This window comes from Pseudomonas sp. LS.1a (assembly GCF_022533585.1).
Taxonomy (GTDB): domain Bacteria; phylum Pseudomonadota; class Gammaproteobacteria; order Pseudomonadales; family Pseudomonadaceae; genus Aquipseudomonas.
On the sequence record NZ_CP092827.1, the window covers coordinates 244,883 to 261,798 of the forward strand.

Here is a 16,916-nt window from a genome sequence, read left to right on the forward strand (position 1 = left end):
GGCTGAGCCCCCCTTGAGGAGACAACTCCAATGAGCCTTAACATTTTCTGGTTCCTCCCTACCCATGGTGACGGCAAGTACCTGGGCACTTCCGAGGGCGCCCGCGCCGTCGACCACGGCTACCTGCAGCAGATCGCCCAGGCAGCCGACCGGCTCGGCTTTGGTGGTGTGCTGATCCCTACCGGGCGTTCCTGCGAGGACTCCTGGCTGGTCGCGGCATCGCTGATCCCGGTGACCCAGCGCCTGAAGTTCCTGGTAGCCCTGCGCCCCGGGATCATTTCGCCGACCGTGGCGGCACGCCAGGCGGCAACCCTTGATCGCCTGTCCAACGGCCGCGCGCTGTTCAACCTGGTGACCGGTGGCGACCCGGACGAGTTGGCCGGTGACGGCCTGCACCTGAACCATCAGGAACGTTATGAAGCCTCTGTTGAGTTCACCCGTATCTGGCGCAAGGTGCTGGAAGGCGAGGTCGTCGACTACGACGGCAAGCACATCCAGGTGAAGGGTGCCAAACTGCTCTACCCGCCGATCCAGCAACCACGCCCGCCACTGTATTTCGGCGGTTCCTCCGAAGCCGCACAGGACCTGGCCGCCGAGCAGGTCGAGCTGTACCTGACCTGGGGCGAGCCGCCGAGCGCGGTCGCCGAAAAAATCGCCCAGGTGCGTGAGAAAGCCGCTGCCCAGGGCCGCGAAGTGCGCTTCGGCATCCGCCTGCACGTGATCGTGCGGGAAACCAACGAAGAGGCCTGGGCCGCTGCCGACAAGCTGATCTCGCATCTGGACGACGACACCATCGCTCGCGCCCAGGCCTCGCTCGCGCGCTTCGACTCGGTCGGCCAGCAACGCATGGCCGCCCTGCACAACGGCAACCGTGACAAGCTGGAAGTCAGCCCCAACCTGTGGGCCGGTGTCGGCCTGGTACGTGGCGGTGCCGGCACCGCACTGGTCGGCGATGGCCCGACCGTGGCAGCACGGGTCAAGGAATACGCCGAGCTGGGCATCGATACCTTCATCTTCTCCGGTTACCCGCACCTTGAAGAGTCGTACCGGGTGGCCGAGCTGCTGTTCCCGCACCTGGATGTGCAACGTCCGGAGCAAGCCAAGACCGGCGGGTATGTGAGCCCGTTTGGCGAAATGGTGGCCAACGACATCCTGCCCAAGTCCGTCGCGCAGAGCTGAGGGCCAGGCCATGAGTCGTGCAACTTCCAACAACCTTGGCCAGCGCCTGGCGCCATGGGCGCTGCCGGTACTGCTGCTGGCCGCCTGGCAGCTGGCGGTCAGCGCCGGTTGGCTGTCGACGCGCATCCTGCCGGCGCCCAGCGCCGTGGTCAGCGCCGGCGTGGAGCTGGTGCGCAGTGGCGAGATCTGGACCCACCTGGCCATCAGTGGCTGGCGTGCCGGGCTGGGCTTTGTCATCGGCGGCAGCATCGGCCTGGTGCTGGGCTTCATCACCGGCCTGTCGAACTGGGGTGAACGCCTGCTCGACAGCTCGGTGCAGATGATCCGTAACGTGCCACACCTGGCGCTGATCCCGCTGGTGATCCTGTGGTTCGGTATCGACGAGTCGGCAAAGATCTTCCTGGTCGCGCTGGGCACGCTGTTCCCGATCTACCTGAACACCTACCACGGCATCCGCAACGTTGACCCGGCGCTGGTGGAAATGGCGCGCAGCTACGGCCTGTCCGGCTTCGGGCTGTTCCGTCAGGTGATCCTGCCCGGGGCACTGCCTTCGATCCTGGTCGGCGTGCGTTTTGCCCTGGGTTTCATGTGGCTGACCCTGATCGTTGCCGAAACCATTTCGGCCAACGCCGGCATTGGTTACCTGGCAATGAACGCTCGTGAATTCCTGCAGACCGACGTGGTGGTACTGGCCATCGTCCTGTATGCCGTGCTCGGCAAGCTTGCCGACCTTGCTGCCCGCGGCCTGGAGCGTGTGTGGCTGCGCTGGCACCCGGCCTATCAAGTAGCCAGGAAGGAGGGCGCATGACCGTGCTCAAGGAACAGCCGCCACGCCTGCTGCGTGGCATCCCGCTGGCGTCCAGCGGCCTGCGCAAGACCTTTGGCCAGCGCGAAGTGCTCAAGGGCATCGAGCTGCACATTCCGGCCGGCCAGTTTGTCGCCATCGTCGGCCGCAGTGGCTGCGGCAAGAGCACCTTGCTGCGCCTGCTGGCTGGTCTCGACCAGCCCACTGCAGGCCAGTTGCTGGCCGGAGCTGCACCGCTGGAACAGGCCCGCGAAGAGACCCGCCTGATGTTCCAGGACGCGCGCCTGCTGCCGTGGAAGAAAGTGATCGACAACGTTGGCCTGGGCCTGTCTGGCGACTGGCGCCCGCGTGCGCTGGAAGCGTTGGAGTCGGTTGGCCTGGCCGACCGCGCCAATGAATGGCCGGCGGCACTCTCGGGTGGCCAGAAGCAGCGCGTCGCCTTGGCCCGGGCGCTGATCCACCAGCCGCGCCTTTTGCTGCTGGACGAGCCGCTCGGGGCGCTGGATGCATTGACCCGTATCGAGATGCAGCAACTGATCGAACGCCTGTGGCGTCAGCACGGCTTCACCGTGTTGCTGGTTACCCACGATGTCAGCGAGGCAGTCGCCGTGGCTGACCGGGTGATCCTGATCGAGGACGGCGAGGTCGGGCTCGACCTCACTGTCGACCTGGCACGGCCCCGGGCGCGCGGTTCGCACCGCCTGGCCGCGCTGGAAAGCGAAGTGCTCAACCGTGTTCTGTCGGCCCCGGGCGCTGCGCCCGAGCCGGATCCTGTAGCCCCTTTGCCCACGCAGTTGCGTTGGGCGCACTGAATGACTCACTCACCAAACTTAAGCCATAGAGAAGGAATCAAATCATGACCATCAAAGCCATCAACGTTCGCAACCAGTTCAAAGGCACCGTGAAGGAAATCCTCGAAGGCCCGGTACTGTCGGAAATCGACGTGCAGACTGCCTCGGGCATCGTCACTTCGGTCATCACTACCCGCTCCGTACGTGAGCTGGAGCTGCAGGTGGGGAGTGAAGTGATTGCTTTCGTGAAATCGACTGAAGTGTCCATTGCCAAGCTGTGATGGGTGTGGGCCATGGGGCTGTTTTGCAGCCCTTCGCGGGCACGCCCGCTCCCACAGGTACTGCGCAGGTTTCAGGTTTTGCGCGGACCCTGTGGGAGCGGGCGTGGCCGCGAAGGGCCGCACAGCGGCCCCGATGATCTCAGCCGGAACGCTTGGCCAGAAACGGCGGTAGATACAACCCCAGGTACGCCTCGAACACCCGCTTGCCTTCCTCGGCCATGCGCGGAGTGATCGCCTCATGCAGCTGCACCGACCGCGCATACACCCGGTCGCTCAATTCCATGGCCAGGGCAAACACATCCACATCCACCGGCACTACCGGCAGATGAAAGTGCTGGTCAAACAACTTGTGCATCAAGTCGCCCAGCTCCATGTCGTGCTGCCGATCGGCCTGCACCACTTCGCTCAGGCCATGCTGGGCCAGGATCAGCTGCCGCGCTGCGGCATCCTCGTTGTAGATATCCAGCATGCGCTGCTCGATCAGCCGTGACAGTTCGTGCCAGGTGTTGAACGCATTGCTGTCGATCGGCGCGCTCAGCGCTTCACGGAAGGCCCGGTGCACATCGGCCGTCAACGCCTCCAGCAGCGCCGGCACGCTGGCGAAGAAGTGGTACACCGAAGACGGTGGAATCTGCGCGCGCTCGGCCACGCTGTAGATCGACAGGCCCGCCACCCCCAGTTCGGCCAGCAACTCGCGTGCAGCCGCCAGGATCGCCTCGATCCTGGCCTGGCTGCTGGCGCGCGGTTTGCGCGGGGTGGCAGTGCGGGTCATCAGTTGCTGATCGCCAGGATGCTGGCCTGGTAGGCGCCGACGAACAGGTCGAAGTCGCCGACTTCCTGCTGCTCCAGGCGGGACTGTTCGGCCAGTGATTCGCGGGCCAGGGTTTCGAAGGCTTGCTGACGTTCGGCGGGAAGTGGCTGCTCGCGGAAGGTTTCAGCGTGAATACGGCTCTGGCGCAGGGCGAACTTGACGAAGCTTTCGTCATGCTCGGTCATGCGTGCCAGCACCTGGGCCGATGGGGTCAGCGAGGCGTCGTCGACCTTGGCCTGCTGGGCATCTAGGGCCTTGCCGTGTTCTGCACCGCCTTGCGCCTGGTCCAGCAGCTCGGCCAGTGGCCGGATGCGCTCGATCAGCTCGCTGGCCCAGTCCTTAAGGCCGATCGGCTGGCCATTGCGGCGCAGTTCCAGGCCCGGGCGACGGCCTTCCTTGACCACGGTCAGGAAGTTGTTGGTGCACTGGCCGCATTCGCCGTTGTCCAGTTGCGGGCTGTCTTCCAGCGCGCAGAACAGCAGGAACGCGTCGAGGAAGCGCGCTTCGGTCAGGTCGATGCCTACCGGCAGGAACGGGTTGATGTCCAGGCATCGCACTTCCACATACTGCACGCCGCGTGAGGTCAGGGCCTGGATCGGCCGCTCGCCGGTGTAGGTGACGCGCTTGGGGCGGATGTTCGAGTAGTACTCGTTTTCGATCTGCAGGATGTTGGTGTTCAGCTGTACCCACTCGCCGTCCACGTGCGTGCCGACTTCAACGTAGGGCGGATAGGGCGTACCCACCGCCTTGCGCAGGCTGTCGGTGTAGCTGGCCAGGTTGTTGTAGCACGGCGTCAGGCCAGCCTGGGCATTGCTCTGGTAGCCCAGGTCGCTCATGCGCAGGCTGGTGGCGTAGGGCAGGTACAGGGTTTCGGCGTCCAGCTCTTCGAGCTGGTGCGGGCGGCCACGCAGGAAGCCTTTGTCCAGGGCTGGCGAGGCGCCGAACAGGTACATCAGCAACCAGCTGTAACGGCGGAAATTGCGGATCAGCGCGATATAGGCCGACGACTGGTAGTCGCGGTCGCTCTCGCTGCCGCCTTCGGCAGCGCGCAGCAGTGGCCACAGCGCTTCGGGCAGCGAGAAGTTGTAATGGATACCGGCGATGCACTGCATGGTGCGGCCGTAGCGCAGGGCCAGGCCCTTGCGGTAGACGTGCTTGAGCTTGCCGATGTTCGAGCTGCCGTACTCGGCGATCGGGATGTCCTCCTCGGCCGGCAGCGTGCAGGGCATCGACGGGCTCCACAGGTATTCGTCGCCCAGCTTGCTGTAGACGAAACGGTGGGTCTCTTCGAGGCTTTCCAGCACCTTGGCCGGGTCGGGCAGGGCCGGGGTGATGAACTCCAGCAGCGACTCGGAATAATCGGTGGTGATCTGCTCGTTGGTCAGCGCCGATCCCAAGGCTTGCGGATGCGGGGTCTGGGCCAGGCGACCTTCGTCGGTCACGCGCAGGCATTCGCGCTCAATACCGTGCAGGCACTGCTTGAGCAGGGGGAGATTGGCGCCGAGCAGGCTCAGGCGGCGGTTGAGGAGGTCGCTCAAGATGTATTCCTTCACGCGTCAGTCGCCCCAATATGGGGGTAGAGATAACGGTCTACAAGGGTAGGAAGAAAGGAACTGGCGTTGTCGCCTGGTTAACGCGGATCCAGCAGTGCCAGCGCACTGCTGAAAATACCGCAGATACTGCTTGGTGAGCTAGAGAACCGCGAAGGTTCCTTGCGCTTTCGCCACCAGCTTGTCGCCCTGGACTACGTCGGCGTCGACTACCAGGGTGCGCCGCCCGGCATGCAGCACACGGGCGGTGCACAGCACCTCGCCGTCACTGACGGCGCGCATGTAGTTGATCTTGCACTCGATGGTGACGCTTTGCTGGTCAAAGCCATGGCTGGCCGAGCAGGCCAGGCCCATGGCGATGTCCACCAGGCTGAAGATCGCCCCGCCATGCAGCTTCTGGCCACGGTTGCGCAAGTGTGGCTCGAGCGCCAGGGCTACCTCGGCAACACCTGTTTCCAGGCGTTGCAGGCGGCAGCCGAGGAGCTGGCTGAAGGCGCTTTCGACGTATTCGCGTGGAACGTCCATCACTTCTTCTTCAGCTGCTTGGCGTTGGCGAACAGGGCGGCCATGGCGTTGTTGGCCGGGGCCGCAGTGGTGGTTTCGCGCTGGCGCGGCGCCTGCTGTTGGCGGTTGCCGCCATTGCCACGGTTACTACCGCGGTTGCCGTCGACCTTCTCGCCCGGGGTGTCACTCATGCGCATGGACAGGCCCACGCGCTTGCGCGGGATGTCCACTTCCATGACCTTGACCTTGACCACGTCGCCGGCCTTGACCGCTTCACGCGGGTCCTTGACGAACTTCTCCGACAGCGCCGAGATGTGCACCAGGCCGTCCTGGTGCACGCCGATGTCGACGAAGGCGCCGAAGTTGGTGACGTTGGTCACCACGCCTTCGAGGATCATGCCCGGCTCCAGGTCCTTGAGGTCTTCGACGCCGTCCTGGAAGGTGGCGGTCTTGAACTCGGGGCGTGGGTCGCGGCCAGGCTTGTCCAGTTCCTGCAGGATGTCGGTGACGGTCGGCAGGCCGAAGGTTTCGTCGGTGAATTTCTTCGGGTCCAGGCGCTTGAGGAAACTGCTGTCGCCGATCAGCGAGCGAATGTCGCGGTCGGTGTCGGCGGCAATGCGCTGCACCAGCGGGTAGGCCTCGGGGTGCACTGCGGAGGCGTCCAGCGGGTTGTCGCCGTTCATCACGCGCAGGAAGCCGGCGGCCTGTTCGAAGGTTTTCTCGCCCAGGCGGCTGACCTTTTTCAGCGCTGCACGGGTGGCGAACGGGCCGTTGGCATCGCGGTGGGCGACGATGTTCTGCGCCAGGGTGGCGTTAAGGCCGGAGATGCGCGTCAGCAGCGCCACCGAGGCGGTGTTGACATCCACACCCACGGCGTTCACGCAGTCCTCGACCACGGCGTCCAGGCCGCGCGCCAGTTTCAGCTGGGACACGTCGTGCTGGTATTGGCCGACACCGATGGATTTCGGGTCGATCTTCACCAGCTCGGCCAGCGGGTCCTGCAGGCGGCGGGCAATCGACACGGCGCCACGGATCGACACGTCCAGGTCCGGGAATTCGCGGGCAGCCAGTTCCGATGCGGAATACACCGAAGCGCCGGCCTCGGAGACCATGACCTTGGTGATCTTCAGAGCTGGGTACTTTTTAACCAGCTCTGCCACCAGCTTGTCGCTTTCGCGGCTGGCGGTGCCGTTGCCGATGGCGATCAGCTCCACCGAGTGCTTGGCGCACAGCGCGGCCATGATGGAAATGGTGCGGTCCCAGTCGTTCTTCGGCGCGTGCGGGTAGACCGTGGTGTGGTCCAGCAGCTTGCCGGTGGCATCTACCACGGCGATCTTGCAGCCGGTGCGCAGGCCCGGGTCGAAGCCCAGGGTGGCGCGCGGGCCGGCCGGGGCGGCCAGCAGCAGGTCGTGCAGGTTGTGGGCGAACACGTTGATCGCCTCGCCTTCGGCGTTGTCGCGCAGCTCGCCGAACAGGTCGGTTTCCAGGTGAGTGTACAGCTTGACCTTCCAGGTCCAGCGCACCACTTCGCCGAGCCACTTGTCGGCCGGGCGGTTGCGGTTCTCGATACCGACGTGGTTGCCGATCATCAGCTCGCACGGGTGCAGGGTGCCGGGCAGTTCTTCGCCGACTTTCAGCGAGGCGCTCAGCACGCCCTCGTTGCGCCCGCGGAAGATCGCCAGGGCACGGTGAGAGGGCGCATTGCGCAGCAGTTCGTCATGGGCGAAATAATCGCGGAACTTGGCGCCTTCTTCTTCCTTGCCGGGCACCACGCGGGCGCTGAGCACGGCTTCCTGCTTGAGGAAGCTGCGCAGCTTGTCGAGCAGGGCGGCGTCTTCGGCGAAGCGCTCCATGAGGATGTACTTGGCGCCTTCCAGCGCGGCCTTGACGTCGGCCACGCCTTTGTCGGCGTTGACGAAGCGTGCAGCTTCGCTTTCCGGGGCCAGGTCGGGGTTGTTGAACAGGCCGTCGGCCAGTTCGCCGAGGCCGGCTTCCAGGGCGATCTGGCCCTTGGTGCGGCGCTTCTGCTTGTACGGCAGGTACAGGTCTTCGAGGCGGGTCTTGGTGTCGGCCAGCTTGATCTCGCGGGCCAGTTCCGGGGTCAGCTTGCCCTGCTCCTCGATGCTGGCCAGGATGCTGGCGCGGCGCTCGTCGAGTTCGCGCAGGTAGCGCAGGCGCTCTTCCAGATGGCGCAGCTGGGTGTCGTCCAGGCTACCGGTCACTTCCTTGCGGTAGCGGGCGATGAAGGGCACGGTCGAGCCTTCGTCCAACAGGCCCACGGCCGCCTCGACCTGCTGGGGGCGTACGCCCAGTTCCTCGGCGATACGGCTGTTGATGCTGTCCATGTAAACCACCTGACATTTGTGAATACGGGGGTCGCCTGTGGGCCTGTCGCCCGGCGGCGCTGGATGAAAGCCGCGCATTATACCCATCGCAAACGGCTTGCGGTGATGGCGCCCGGCCAGCCGGAACTGGCGCCGGGGGAAAAATCTGCTAACAATGCTCACGCAACGTGCAGCAATGGCTACGCCATAATGCGCGGCGATATCAGAGGAGTTATTCATGACCGGCACGCCAAACACCGCTGAAGGTGACAAGATTCTCATCGTCGACGACGACCCGGGGCTGAGCAGCCTGCTGGAACGTTTCTTCACCAGCAAGGGCTACCGTGCCCGCGCGGTGCCCAACACCGAGCAGATGGACCGCCTGCTGCAGCGTGAAGTGTTCAACCTGGTGGTGCTCGACCTGATGCTGCCCGGCGAAGATGGCCTGTCGGCGTGCAAGCGCCTGCGCCAGCAGAACAACCAGATCCCGATCATCATGCTCACCGCCAAGGGCGACGAGCTCAGCCGTATCAAGGGCCTGGAACTGGGCGCCGACGACTACCTGGGCAAGCCGTTCAACCCGGACGAGCTGATGGCCCGGGTCAAGGCCGTGCTGCGCCGTCAGGCACCGAGCGTGCCGGGTGCGCCTGGTAGCGAAGACGAGTCGGTCACCTTCGGCGACTACGAGCTGTCGCTGGCCACCCGTGAACTCAAGCGTGGCGACGAAGTGCACATGCTCACCACCGGCGAGTTCGCTGTGCTCAAGGCACTGGTGATGCACGCACGCGAGCCGCTGACCCGCGACAAGCTGATGAACCTGGCCCGTGGCCGCGAGTGGGATGCGCTGGAACGCTCCATCGACGTGCAGATCTCGCGTCTGCGCCGCATGATCGAACCGGACCCGTCCAAGCCGCGTTATATCCAGACTGTCTGGGGCGTGGGCTACGTGTTCGTGCCGGACGGAAACGCCGGTAAATGATGCCGCGCAGTCGATGAAGACACCGCTCTGGTTTCCGCAAAGTTTCTTCGCCCGCACCCTGTGGCTGGTGTTGATCGTCGTCCTGTTCTCCAAGGCCTTGACCCTGGTCTACCTGTTGATGAACGAGGACGTGCTGGTCGACCGTCAGTACAGCCACGGTGTGGCGCTGACCTTGCGCGCCTATTGGGCGGCCGACGAAGAAAACCGCGACAAGATCGCCGAAGCGGCTGGCCTTATCCGGGTCACCGGCTCGGGGGTGCCCGAGGGTGAGCAGCACTGGCCCTACAGCGAAATCTACCAACGGCAGATGCAGGCCGAGCTGGGCGAAGACACCGAGGTACGGCTGCGCATTCATGCGCCGCCGGCGTTGTGGGTCAATGCGCCAAGCCTGGGCCCGGGCTGGTTGAAGGTACCGCTGTACCCGCACCCGCTGCGTGGTCAGAAAATCTGGAACGTGCTGGGTTGGTTCCTGGCCATCGGCCTGTTGTCTACCGCCTCGGCCTGGATCTTCGTGCGCCAGCTGAACCAGCCGCTCAAGCGCCTGGTGTTCGCCGCCCGCCAGCTGGGCCAGGGGCGCAGCGTGCGCCTGCCGATCAGCGACACGCCCAGCGAGATGACCGAGGTGTACAAGGCCTTCAACCAGATGGCCGAGGATGTCGAGCAGGCCGGGCGTGAGCGTGAGCTGATGCTGGCCGGGGTTTCCCATGACCTGCGTACACCGCTGACGCGCCTGCGCCTGTCGCTGTCGTTGCTGAACAGCGACAGTGAACTGAGTGACGACATGGTCCGTGATATCGAGGACATGGACGCGATCCTCGACCAGTTCCTGGCCTTTATCCGCGATGGCCGAGACGAGCCGGTGGAGGAGGTGGACCTGGCCGACCTGGTGCGCGAGGTGGTGGCGCCGTACAACCAGCCGGAAGAACGGGTGCGGCTGTGCCTGGAGCCGATTCCACCGTTCCCGCTGCGCCGGGTTTCGCTCAAGCGCATGCTGGGCAACCTGATCGGCAACGCCCTGCACCACGCCGGCAAGGGGGTCGAGGTGGCCGCCTATGTGTCGGGCGACGAGAGTGCGCCGTATGTGGTGCTGAGCGTGCTGGACCGCGGGACGGGGATCGACGAGTCGGAGCTGGAGACCATCTTCAATCCGTTCATTCGTGGCGACCGGGCGCGCGGCGGCAAGGGCACCGGGCTGGGGCTGGCGATCGTCAAGCGGATCGCGGCGCAGCATGGCGGGAATGTGGAACTGCGCAATCGCTCTGGTGGCGGGATCGAGGCGCGGGTACGGTTGCCTTTGGGGTTGTTGCTGCCGCGTAATGCCGTGTGATTGCCAGGGCCGCTTTGCGGCCCTTTCGCGACACAAGGCCGCTCCTACGGAGGATCGCGTAACCCTGTAGGAGCGGCCTTGTGTCGCGATGGGCTGCGCAGCAGCCCCAAAATCTCAGCCCTTACCCTTGGTCCGGGTCTGATTAGGCCCACCGTTCTTCTCCAGGTGCTCGATGATCATGCCGGCCACGTTCTTGCCGGTGGTCACTTCGATACCTTCCAGCCCCGGCGACGAGTTCACCTCCATCACCAATGGCCCATGGTTGGAGCGCAGGATATCCACACCCGCCACACTCAAGCCCATCACCTTGGCCGCGCGAATGGCGGTCATGCGTTCTTCCGGGGTGATCTTGATCAGGCTGGCCACCCCGCCGCGGTGCAAATTGGAACGGAATTCCCCCGGCTTGGCCTGGCGCTTCATCGACGCGATGACTTTGTCGCCGACCACGAAGCAGCGGATGTCCGCGCCACCCGCTTCCTTGATGTATTCCTGCACCATGATGTTCTGCTTCAGCCCCATGAACGCCTCGATCACCGATTCGGCGGCCTTGGTGGTTTCGCACAGCACCACGCCGATGCCCTGGGTGCCCTCCAGCACCTTGATCACCAGCGGGGCACCGTTGACCATCTGGATCAGGTCGGGGATGTCGTCCGGCGAGTGGGCGAAACCGGTAATCGGCAGGCCGATGCCGCGCCGCGACAGCAGTTGCAGCGAACGCAGCTTGTCGCGGGAGCGGGCAATCGCTACCGACTCGTTGAGCGGATACACGCCCATCATCTCGAACTGGCGCAGCACCGCGCAGCCATAGAAGGTCACCGAGGCACCAATGCGCGGGATCACCGCGTCGAAGCCTTCCAGCGGCTTGCCGCGGTAGTGGATCTGCGGCTTGTGGCTGGCAATGTTCATGTAGGCCCGCAGGGTATCGATCACCACCATTTCGTGGCCCCGCTGGGTACCGGCTTCGACCAGGCGGCGGGTGGAATACAGACGCGGATTGCGCGACAGCACAGCGATCTTCATGCAGCACCTGTGACAGGGGAAAGGGTGGCCGGGAAGGCCGGTTTGTCTTGGACGTACTTCAGGCCAGGGTTGACCACCAGCTGGCCATGGATCAGGGCCTTGGAGCCCAGCAACAGGCGGTAACGCATGTTCTTGCGGCAGGCCAGGGTGAACTCCACCTCCCACACACCATCGCCCAGGGCCAGTGACGTGCGGATGACATAGCGGGTCTGGGCCTGGCCGTTGGAGCTCTTGATGGTTTTCATGGTCACCAGCGGTGCCTCGCAGCGGCGGTGGCGCAACTGCACCACCGAGCCCAGGTGTGCGGTGAAGCGGACCCAGGGTTGGCCGTCGCGCTCGAACGGTTCCACCTCGGTGGCATGCAGGCTGGAGGTGCTGGCGCCGGTGTCGATCTTGGCGCGCAGCCCGGCCACGCCAAGGTCGGGCAGGGCGACCCACTCGCGCAGGCCGATCACAGTCAAATGGTCAAATGTCTTCACGAAACGCACCCTGCGGATGAGGTGTTGAACTGTAAGCACGGCGGGGATTTTTTGCATCCGATCGTTACGGTAGTACAGTTCGATGAAACACAGCGTTCGAGGTAACGGGATGGCACAAAAAGCCGAAGACGACGACAAGGTTCGCCTGGACAAATGGCTGTGGGCGGCACGTTTCTACAAGACCCGCGCGCTGGCCAAGGCGGCGATCGAGAGCGGCAAGGTGCATTGCCGGGGCGAGCGCTGCAAGCCGGGCAAGGAACCGCGGGTGGGTGACGAGTTCGTGCTGCGTACCGGGTTCGATGAACGTACCGTGGTGGTGAAGGCGCTGTCGGTGGTGCGCCGAGGGGCGCCAGAGGCGCAGACGTTGTACGAAGAGACCGAGGACAGCGTGCGTCGGCGTGAGCAGGCGGCAGAAATGCGCAAGGCCGGGGCGATGGGTGTGACCACCGATGGGCGGCCGACCAAGAAGCAGCGGCGGCAGATTCACCAGTTGCATGGCAGCTTCGAATAGCCGTGGGCCGCGTTGCGGCCCTTTCGCGACACAAGGCCGCTCCTACAGGAAATCGCGTTCCGCTGTAGGAGCGGCCTTGTGTCGCGATGGGCTACGCAGTAGCCCCAAGGATCTAGCGGGTCACCGCCAAGCGCCCGACCAACGGTAACTTGGCCGCGATCGCGAACAACGGCGCTGTCCAGCGCATCAGCACCGCACTACCCTTGGCCGCCAGCGGTGTGTAGCAGCTCCAGCCCAACGCCAGCACTGCCATCAGCAGCCCGCCGATATAGTCATCCTGCCCCCAGTGGGCACCTGCCACCAGGCGCGGCAACATGAACAGTACCGCCAGCCCCCAGACCACCAGGTACTGCATCAGGCGGCGGCTGAACACGCTCATGAACAGCGCCCAGACCAACAGCACCGAGGCATGGTCCCCCGGGAAACTCTTGCTGGAACGGTCCTTGAGCTCCCAGGCCGCCTCCAGGTTCGGGTAGTAGTCGCTGAGGTGCACCACCTCGTCGAACATCATCGAAGGGCTCTTGTGCTGCCAGCCGGCTGCATCCACCCACTTGGAAAACAGCGCGCGAATCACCACTAAGAGGGTTAGCGTGACCAGAAAGCCGAAAAAGGCCTGGCGAACCTGGGTTGCCTTGAACACCCAGTCGCCACGGATAAGCACTGCCAGAAGGATCAGGCCGACGACGATGTCGAACGGGCGCAGGCTGCCGATGGTCCAGATGTAGCGCCATGTGGTGTTGTCGGCTAGCGGCGCATTCAGGCTGTGGAACAGCCACTCGTCGAAAGTCAGGCACAGGATCTGGCCAATGGGCCATAACCAGAAAGACAGTAGAGCGATGGGAAGCAGCGTACAGGCTGCCAATGGCCCCCAGGACCACCTTGCTTGGAACAGTGGTCGATTGTCCATAAAATACCTCTATTGCAAACAGGAATCGGAGCGCCTTGTGAGCGCTCTGTCACGGGGTTCTCGCAAGTTTTCGACAACCCTTGTAACCATTTTGTCATCATTTTTTAGATAGCCAAAACCTATGAGCGACCTGCCTGATACCGATTTCACCCAACGTTTCATCTTCGACGAGCGCGATGTGCGCGGCGAGTGGGTGTCTCTCGACGACAGCTACGCCGCGGTGCTGGCGCGTCATGAATACCCGCAGCCGGTACAGGCGCTGCTCGGTGAGCTGATGGCCGCCACCGCCTTGCTGGTGGGGGCGCTGAAGTTCGACGGCCTGCTGATTCTGCAGGCGCGTTCGGAGGGGCCGATCCCGCTGCTGATGGTGGAGTGCTCGGGCGAGCGCGACATCCGAGGCATGGCGCGTTATGACGTCGAGCAGATCCCTGACGGCGCCACCCTGTCGCAACTGATGCCGGACGGCCACCTGACCCTGACTATCGATCCGGTCAAGGGCCAACGCTACCAGGGCACCGTGGATCTCGATGGCGCCACCCTGTCGGAGTGCTTCACCAACTACTTCGTCCAGTCGCAACAGCTCAATACCCGCTTCTGGCTCAACGCCGAAGGCGGCAAGGCCCGTGGTCTGCTGCTGCAGCAACTGCCGCGCGATCGCCAGCCGGACGATGAAGAGCGTGAAGAAAGCTGGCAGCACGTTGTGGCATTGGCTACCACGCTCAAGGCTGATGAGTGGGCGCTGGACAACGAAACCCTGCTGCACCGCCTGTACCACGAAGACGCCGTGCGCCTGTTCGACATCCAGCCGCTGCGCTTCAATTGCAGCTGCTCGCGCGAACGTTCCGGCAATGCGCTGGTCAGTTTGGGCGAGCACGACGCCAAGGCGCTGGTGGAAGAATGCGGCGGGCAGGTGGAGATCGATTGCCAGTTCTGCAACGAGCGCTATTTCTTCGACGCCAGCGATGTGGCGCAACTGTTTGCCGGTGGCGGCACTGACGTAGCCTCAGAAACTCGTCACTGAAACGTTTAACCACAGGACAATCTCCTGTCTAATTGCGCAAAAGCGCAGTTCTGACAGGAGGGGCCTACTTTTTTTGGGCGTTTCTGGCATAATCCGGCCACTTTTTTCGCTGTAGTAGTTTTTTCAAGACAACTACAAAACGTTTGGAGCACTCGGCCTCGGGCCGGATGGGGTATCTCATGACGCAAGCCAACAACACCGTGTACACCGACCTGAGCGTCGATGAGCTGGTAAAAGAAGCGCTGCAACGCGGTGAAGGCGTACTAGCCGATACTGGTGCACTGGTCGTGGAGACTGGTCACCGTACTGGCCGTTCGCCGGCTGACCGTTTCATCGTCGAAGAACCTTCCACCCAGGACGCCATTGCCTGGGGCCCGATCAACCGCAAGTTCCCGGCCGACAAGTTCGATGCCCTGTGGGACCGCGTCGAGGCGTTCAACAACGCCCAGGATCACTTCGTTTCCTACGTCCACGTAGGGGCGGCCGCCGAGCACTACCTGCCGGTGAAGATGACCACCCAGACTGCCTGGCAGAACCTGTTCGGTCGTTGCCTGTTCATCAACCCGGAGCAGTACAACCCGGCTGGTCGTGGCGAGTGGCAGGTCCTCAACGTCGCCAACTTCGTGTGCGAACCTGAGCGTGACGGCACCAACTCCGATGGTTGCGTGATCATCAACTTCGCCCAGAAGAAGGTGCTGATCGCTGGCATGCGCTACGCCGGCGAAATGAAAAAAGCCATGTTCTCGGTGCAGAACTTCCTGCTGCCGGCTGCCGACGTACTGCCGATGCACTGCGCCGCCAACATCGGCGAAGCAGGCGATGTGACCCTGTTCTTCGGCCTGTCCGGCACCGGCAAGACCACCCTGTCGGCCGACGAAAGCCGTTACCTGATCGGTGACGACGAGCACGGCTGGGGCGAGGGCGTGGTCTTCAACATCGAAGGCGGTTGCTACGCCAAGTGCATCGACTTGTCCGAGAAGAATGAGCCGGTCATCTGGAAAGCCATCAAGCATGGCGCCGTGCTGGAAAACGTTGTTCTCGACGCCAACAAGCACGCCGACTACAGCGATGTCAGCCTGACCCAGAACAGCCGCGCGGCCTACCCGCTGGAGCACGTTGCCAAGCGTTCCGAAGCGAACCTGGGCGGCGAGCCGAATGCAGTCATCTTCCTGACCTGCGACCTGACGGGTGTTCTGCCTCCGGTTTCGATCCTGAACAACGAGCAGGCGGCCTACCACTTCCTGTCCGGCTATACCGCGCTGGTCGGTTCCACCGAAATGGGTTCGGGCAGCGGCATCAAGTCGACCTTCTCCACCTGCTTCGGCGCTCCGTTCTTCCCGCGCCCGGCTGGTGAATACGCCGAGCTGCTGATCAAGCGTATCAAAGGCTTTGACTCGAAGGTCTACCTGGTCAACACCGGCTGGACCGGCGGTGGTTACGGCGTTGGCAAGCGCTTCAGCATCCCGACCACCCGTGCCGTGATCGCTGCGATCCAGAGCGGCGCGCTGATCGGTGCCGAAACCGAGCACCTGGACATCATCAACCTGGACGTGCCGAAGGCCGTTCCGGGCGTTGAAACCGAGCTGCTCAACCCGCGCACCAACTGGGCTGACAAGGCTGCCTACGACGAGGCCGCCAAAGGCCTGGCCAAGCTGTTCATCGAAAACTTCAAGAAGTTCGAAGTTTCCGACGCCATCAAGGCCGCTGGCCCGCAGCTGTAAGCTGAGCCTGCCTGTAACGAAAAGGCCGCCCCAACGGGCGGCCTTTTCGTTTTCTACTGCCTGTACCGGCCTCTTCGCGGCTAAAGCCGCTCCCACAGGTACTGCACTGCATTCAACGCTGGTGGTGTACCTGTGGGAGCGGCTTTAGCCGCGAAGAGGCCGGCACAAGCAGCGAAAACCCGGTTTTTCTGTTTCACTGTCAGCATCCATTGCGAAGACAAGAGCCAGCCAGATGACCGAATCCCCCCAGCGCACTGCCTTCTCCCACTTCCACCCCATCCTCACCCGTCCCCAGGACAATGACCTGAACGGCCACATTGCCGGTGCCACCGTGCACGGCTTCTTCGAAACCGCCATCCAGGCGTTCCTCGTCGAACAGGCCGAACTGGACCTGCGTGACGGCGAGCTGGCGGCTTTCGTGGTCAGTTCGGCGGCGGATTTCTATGCCTTACCGGGCTTTCCGGACGTGCTGGAAGTGGGGCTGGGGGTAGCGCGCCTGGCGGGCAGCACGGTGGAATACCGCCTGGCGCTGTTCCGCCCAGGGGAGCCGGAGGCGTGTGCGGCAGGCACGGTGGTGCAGGTGTTCATCGAACGCACCAGCGGCCGGCCTGTGGCGTTGCCAGCGGCGTTGCAGGTGATCCTGTCTGGCATCCTGCTGGAACAGCAGGCATAAAAAAGCCCCGCTGGCAGGGGCGGGGCTTTTGTT

The 16,916-nt window shown here is 63.8% G+C and carries 17 protein-coding genes; 10 read left to right on the forward strand and 7 right to left on the reverse strand.

The features are described 5' to 3' along the window. Window positions 1-30: 30 nt before the first annotated feature. From ssuD to MKK04_RS01050, 4 genes are read left to right on the forward strand one after another with little or no spacing between them, the layout of a single operon-like run. Window positions 31-1,179 (forward strand): FMNH2-dependent alkanesulfonate monooxygenase, encoded by a 1,149-nt coding sequence (ssuD, locus tag MKK04_RS01035; protein WP_063914454.1) that lies wholly within the window; start codon window positions 31-33, stop codon window positions 1,177-1,179. Between the two features lie 10 nt (window positions 1,180-1,189). Beyond that, window positions 1,190-1,987, forward strand: coding sequence for an aliphatic sulfonate ABC transporter permease SsuC (ssuC, locus tag MKK04_RS01040; protein WP_207833120.1), 798 nt, complete (start codon window positions 1,190-1,192; stop codon window positions 1,985-1,987). Continuing rightward, window positions 1,984-2,796: an aliphatic sulfonates ABC transporter ATP-binding protein gene (gene ssuB / locus MKK04_RS01045; RefSeq protein ID WP_013970450.1), complete on the forward strand. Its 813-nt coding sequence runs from the start codon at window positions 1,984-1,986 to the stop codon at window positions 2,794-2,796. Before ssuC ends, ssuB begins: the two co-directional genes overlap by 4 nt. Window positions 2,797-2,840: 44 nt before the next feature. Then, on the forward strand, window positions 2,841-3,056 hold the full coding sequence (locus MKK04_RS01050) for a TOBE domain-containing protein (protein ID WP_003255829.1): 216 nt from the start codon (window positions 2,841-2,843) through the stop codon (window positions 3,054-3,056). A 139-nt stretch (window positions 3,057-3,195) separates the two neighbouring features. Here the strand turns inward: MKK04_RS01050 and MKK04_RS01055 are convergent, their stop codons facing one another. From MKK04_RS01055 to MKK04_RS01070, 4 genes are all read right to left on the reverse strand, one after another. Beyond that, window positions 3,196-3,828 carry a TetR/AcrR family transcriptional regulator gene (locus MKK04_RS01055; protein WP_207833122.1) on the reverse strand — a complete coding sequence of 211 codons (633 nt, stop codon included), beginning with the start codon at window positions 3,826-3,828 and terminating at the stop codon, window positions 3,196-3,198. Next, entirely contained in the window at window positions 3,828-5,405 is a 1,578-nt protein-coding gene (gshA, locus tag MKK04_RS01060) for a glutamate--cysteine ligase (protein WP_233688058.1), read from the reverse strand. The genes MKK04_RS01055 and gshA overlap by 1 nt, the downstream gene beginning before the upstream one ends. A 153-nt stretch (window positions 5,406-5,558) precedes the next feature. After that, window positions 5,559-5,942, reverse strand: a complete 384-nt coding sequence (locus MKK04_RS01065; protein ID WP_003257433.1) for a PaaI family thioesterase — start codon at window positions 5,940-5,942, stop codon at window positions 5,559-5,561. Continuing rightward, window positions 5,942-8,266, reverse strand: a complete 2,325-nt coding sequence (locus MKK04_RS01070; RefSeq protein WP_207833124.1) for a Tex family protein — start codon at window positions 8,264-8,266, stop codon at window positions 5,942-5,944. Before MKK04_RS01070 ends, MKK04_RS01065 begins: the two co-directional genes overlap by 1 nt. Before the next feature lie 217 nt (window positions 8,267-8,483). On the opposite strand from MKK04_RS01070, the gene ompR reads away from it, so the two are divergent. Together ompR and MKK04_RS01080 are read left to right on the forward strand one after the other, a co-directional pair. Then, complete coding sequence (gene ompR, locus MKK04_RS01075) at window positions 8,484-9,224, forward strand: osmolarity response regulator transcription factor OmpR (RefSeq protein ID WP_012270052.1); 741 nt, start codon at window positions 8,484-8,486, stop codon at window positions 9,222-9,224. 13 nt (window positions 9,225-9,237) lie between these two features. Further along, window positions 9,238-10,551 (forward strand): ATP-binding protein, encoded by a 1,314-nt coding sequence (locus MKK04_RS01080; RefSeq protein WP_063914459.1) that lies wholly within the window; start codon window positions 9,238-9,240, stop codon window positions 10,549-10,551. 114 nt (window positions 10,552-10,665) lie between these two features. Here MKK04_RS01080 and rimK read toward each other — a convergent pair whose 3' ends face one another. Further along, window positions 10,666-11,571 (reverse strand): 30S ribosomal protein S6--L-glutamate ligase, encoded by a 906-nt coding sequence (gene rimK, locus MKK04_RS01085; RefSeq protein WP_015268602.1) that lies wholly within the window; start codon window positions 11,569-11,571, stop codon window positions 10,666-10,668. Then, on the reverse strand, window positions 11,568-12,050 hold the full coding sequence (gene rimB / locus MKK04_RS01090; RefSeq protein ID WP_041166351.1) for a retropepsin-like aspartic endopeptidase RimB: 483 nt from the start codon (window positions 12,048-12,050) through the stop codon (window positions 11,568-11,570). The genes rimK and rimB overlap by 4 nt, the downstream gene beginning before the upstream one ends. A 109-nt stretch (window positions 12,051-12,159) precedes the next feature. Here rimB and MKK04_RS01095 point away from each other — a divergent pair, with 109 nt between their 5' ends. After that, window positions 12,160-12,561 (forward strand): RNA-binding S4 domain-containing protein, encoded by a 402-nt coding sequence (locus MKK04_RS01095; RefSeq protein WP_207833126.1) that lies wholly within the window; start codon window positions 12,160-12,162, stop codon window positions 12,559-12,561. Window positions 12,562-12,673: 112 nt separating this feature from the next. Here MKK04_RS01095 and MKK04_RS01100 read toward each other — a convergent pair whose 3' ends face one another. Continuing rightward, complete coding sequence (locus MKK04_RS01100) at window positions 12,674-13,468, reverse strand: phosphatase PAP2 family protein (protein ID WP_241106162.1); 795 nt, start codon at window positions 13,466-13,468, stop codon at window positions 12,674-12,676. A 121-nt stretch (window positions 13,469-13,589) separates the two neighbouring features. On the opposite strand from MKK04_RS01100, the gene hslO reads away from it, so the two are divergent. The 3 genes from hslO to MKK04_RS01115 all read left to right on the forward strand — a co-directional run bounded on the left by hslO (window position 13,590) and on the right by MKK04_RS01115 (window position 16,883). Next, the gene (hslO, locus tag MKK04_RS01105; protein ID WP_207833130.1) at window positions 13,590-14,489 is read left to right on the forward strand and encodes an Hsp33 family molecular chaperone HslO; all 900 of its coding nucleotides are present in this window, start codon (window positions 13,590-13,592) and stop codon (window positions 14,487-14,489) included. Window positions 14,490-14,668: 179 nt separating this feature from the next. Next, entirely contained in the window at window positions 14,669-16,210 is a 1,542-nt protein-coding gene (locus MKK04_RS01110) for a phosphoenolpyruvate carboxykinase (RefSeq protein WP_063914462.1), read from the forward strand. A 232-nt stretch (window positions 16,211-16,442) separates the two neighbouring features. Beyond that, window positions 16,443-16,883, forward strand: a complete 441-nt coding sequence (locus tag MKK04_RS01115) for an acyl-CoA thioesterase (RefSeq protein WP_207833132.1) — start codon at window positions 16,443-16,445, stop codon at window positions 16,881-16,883. The last annotated feature ends 33 nt before the right edge of the window (window positions 16,884-16,916 follow it).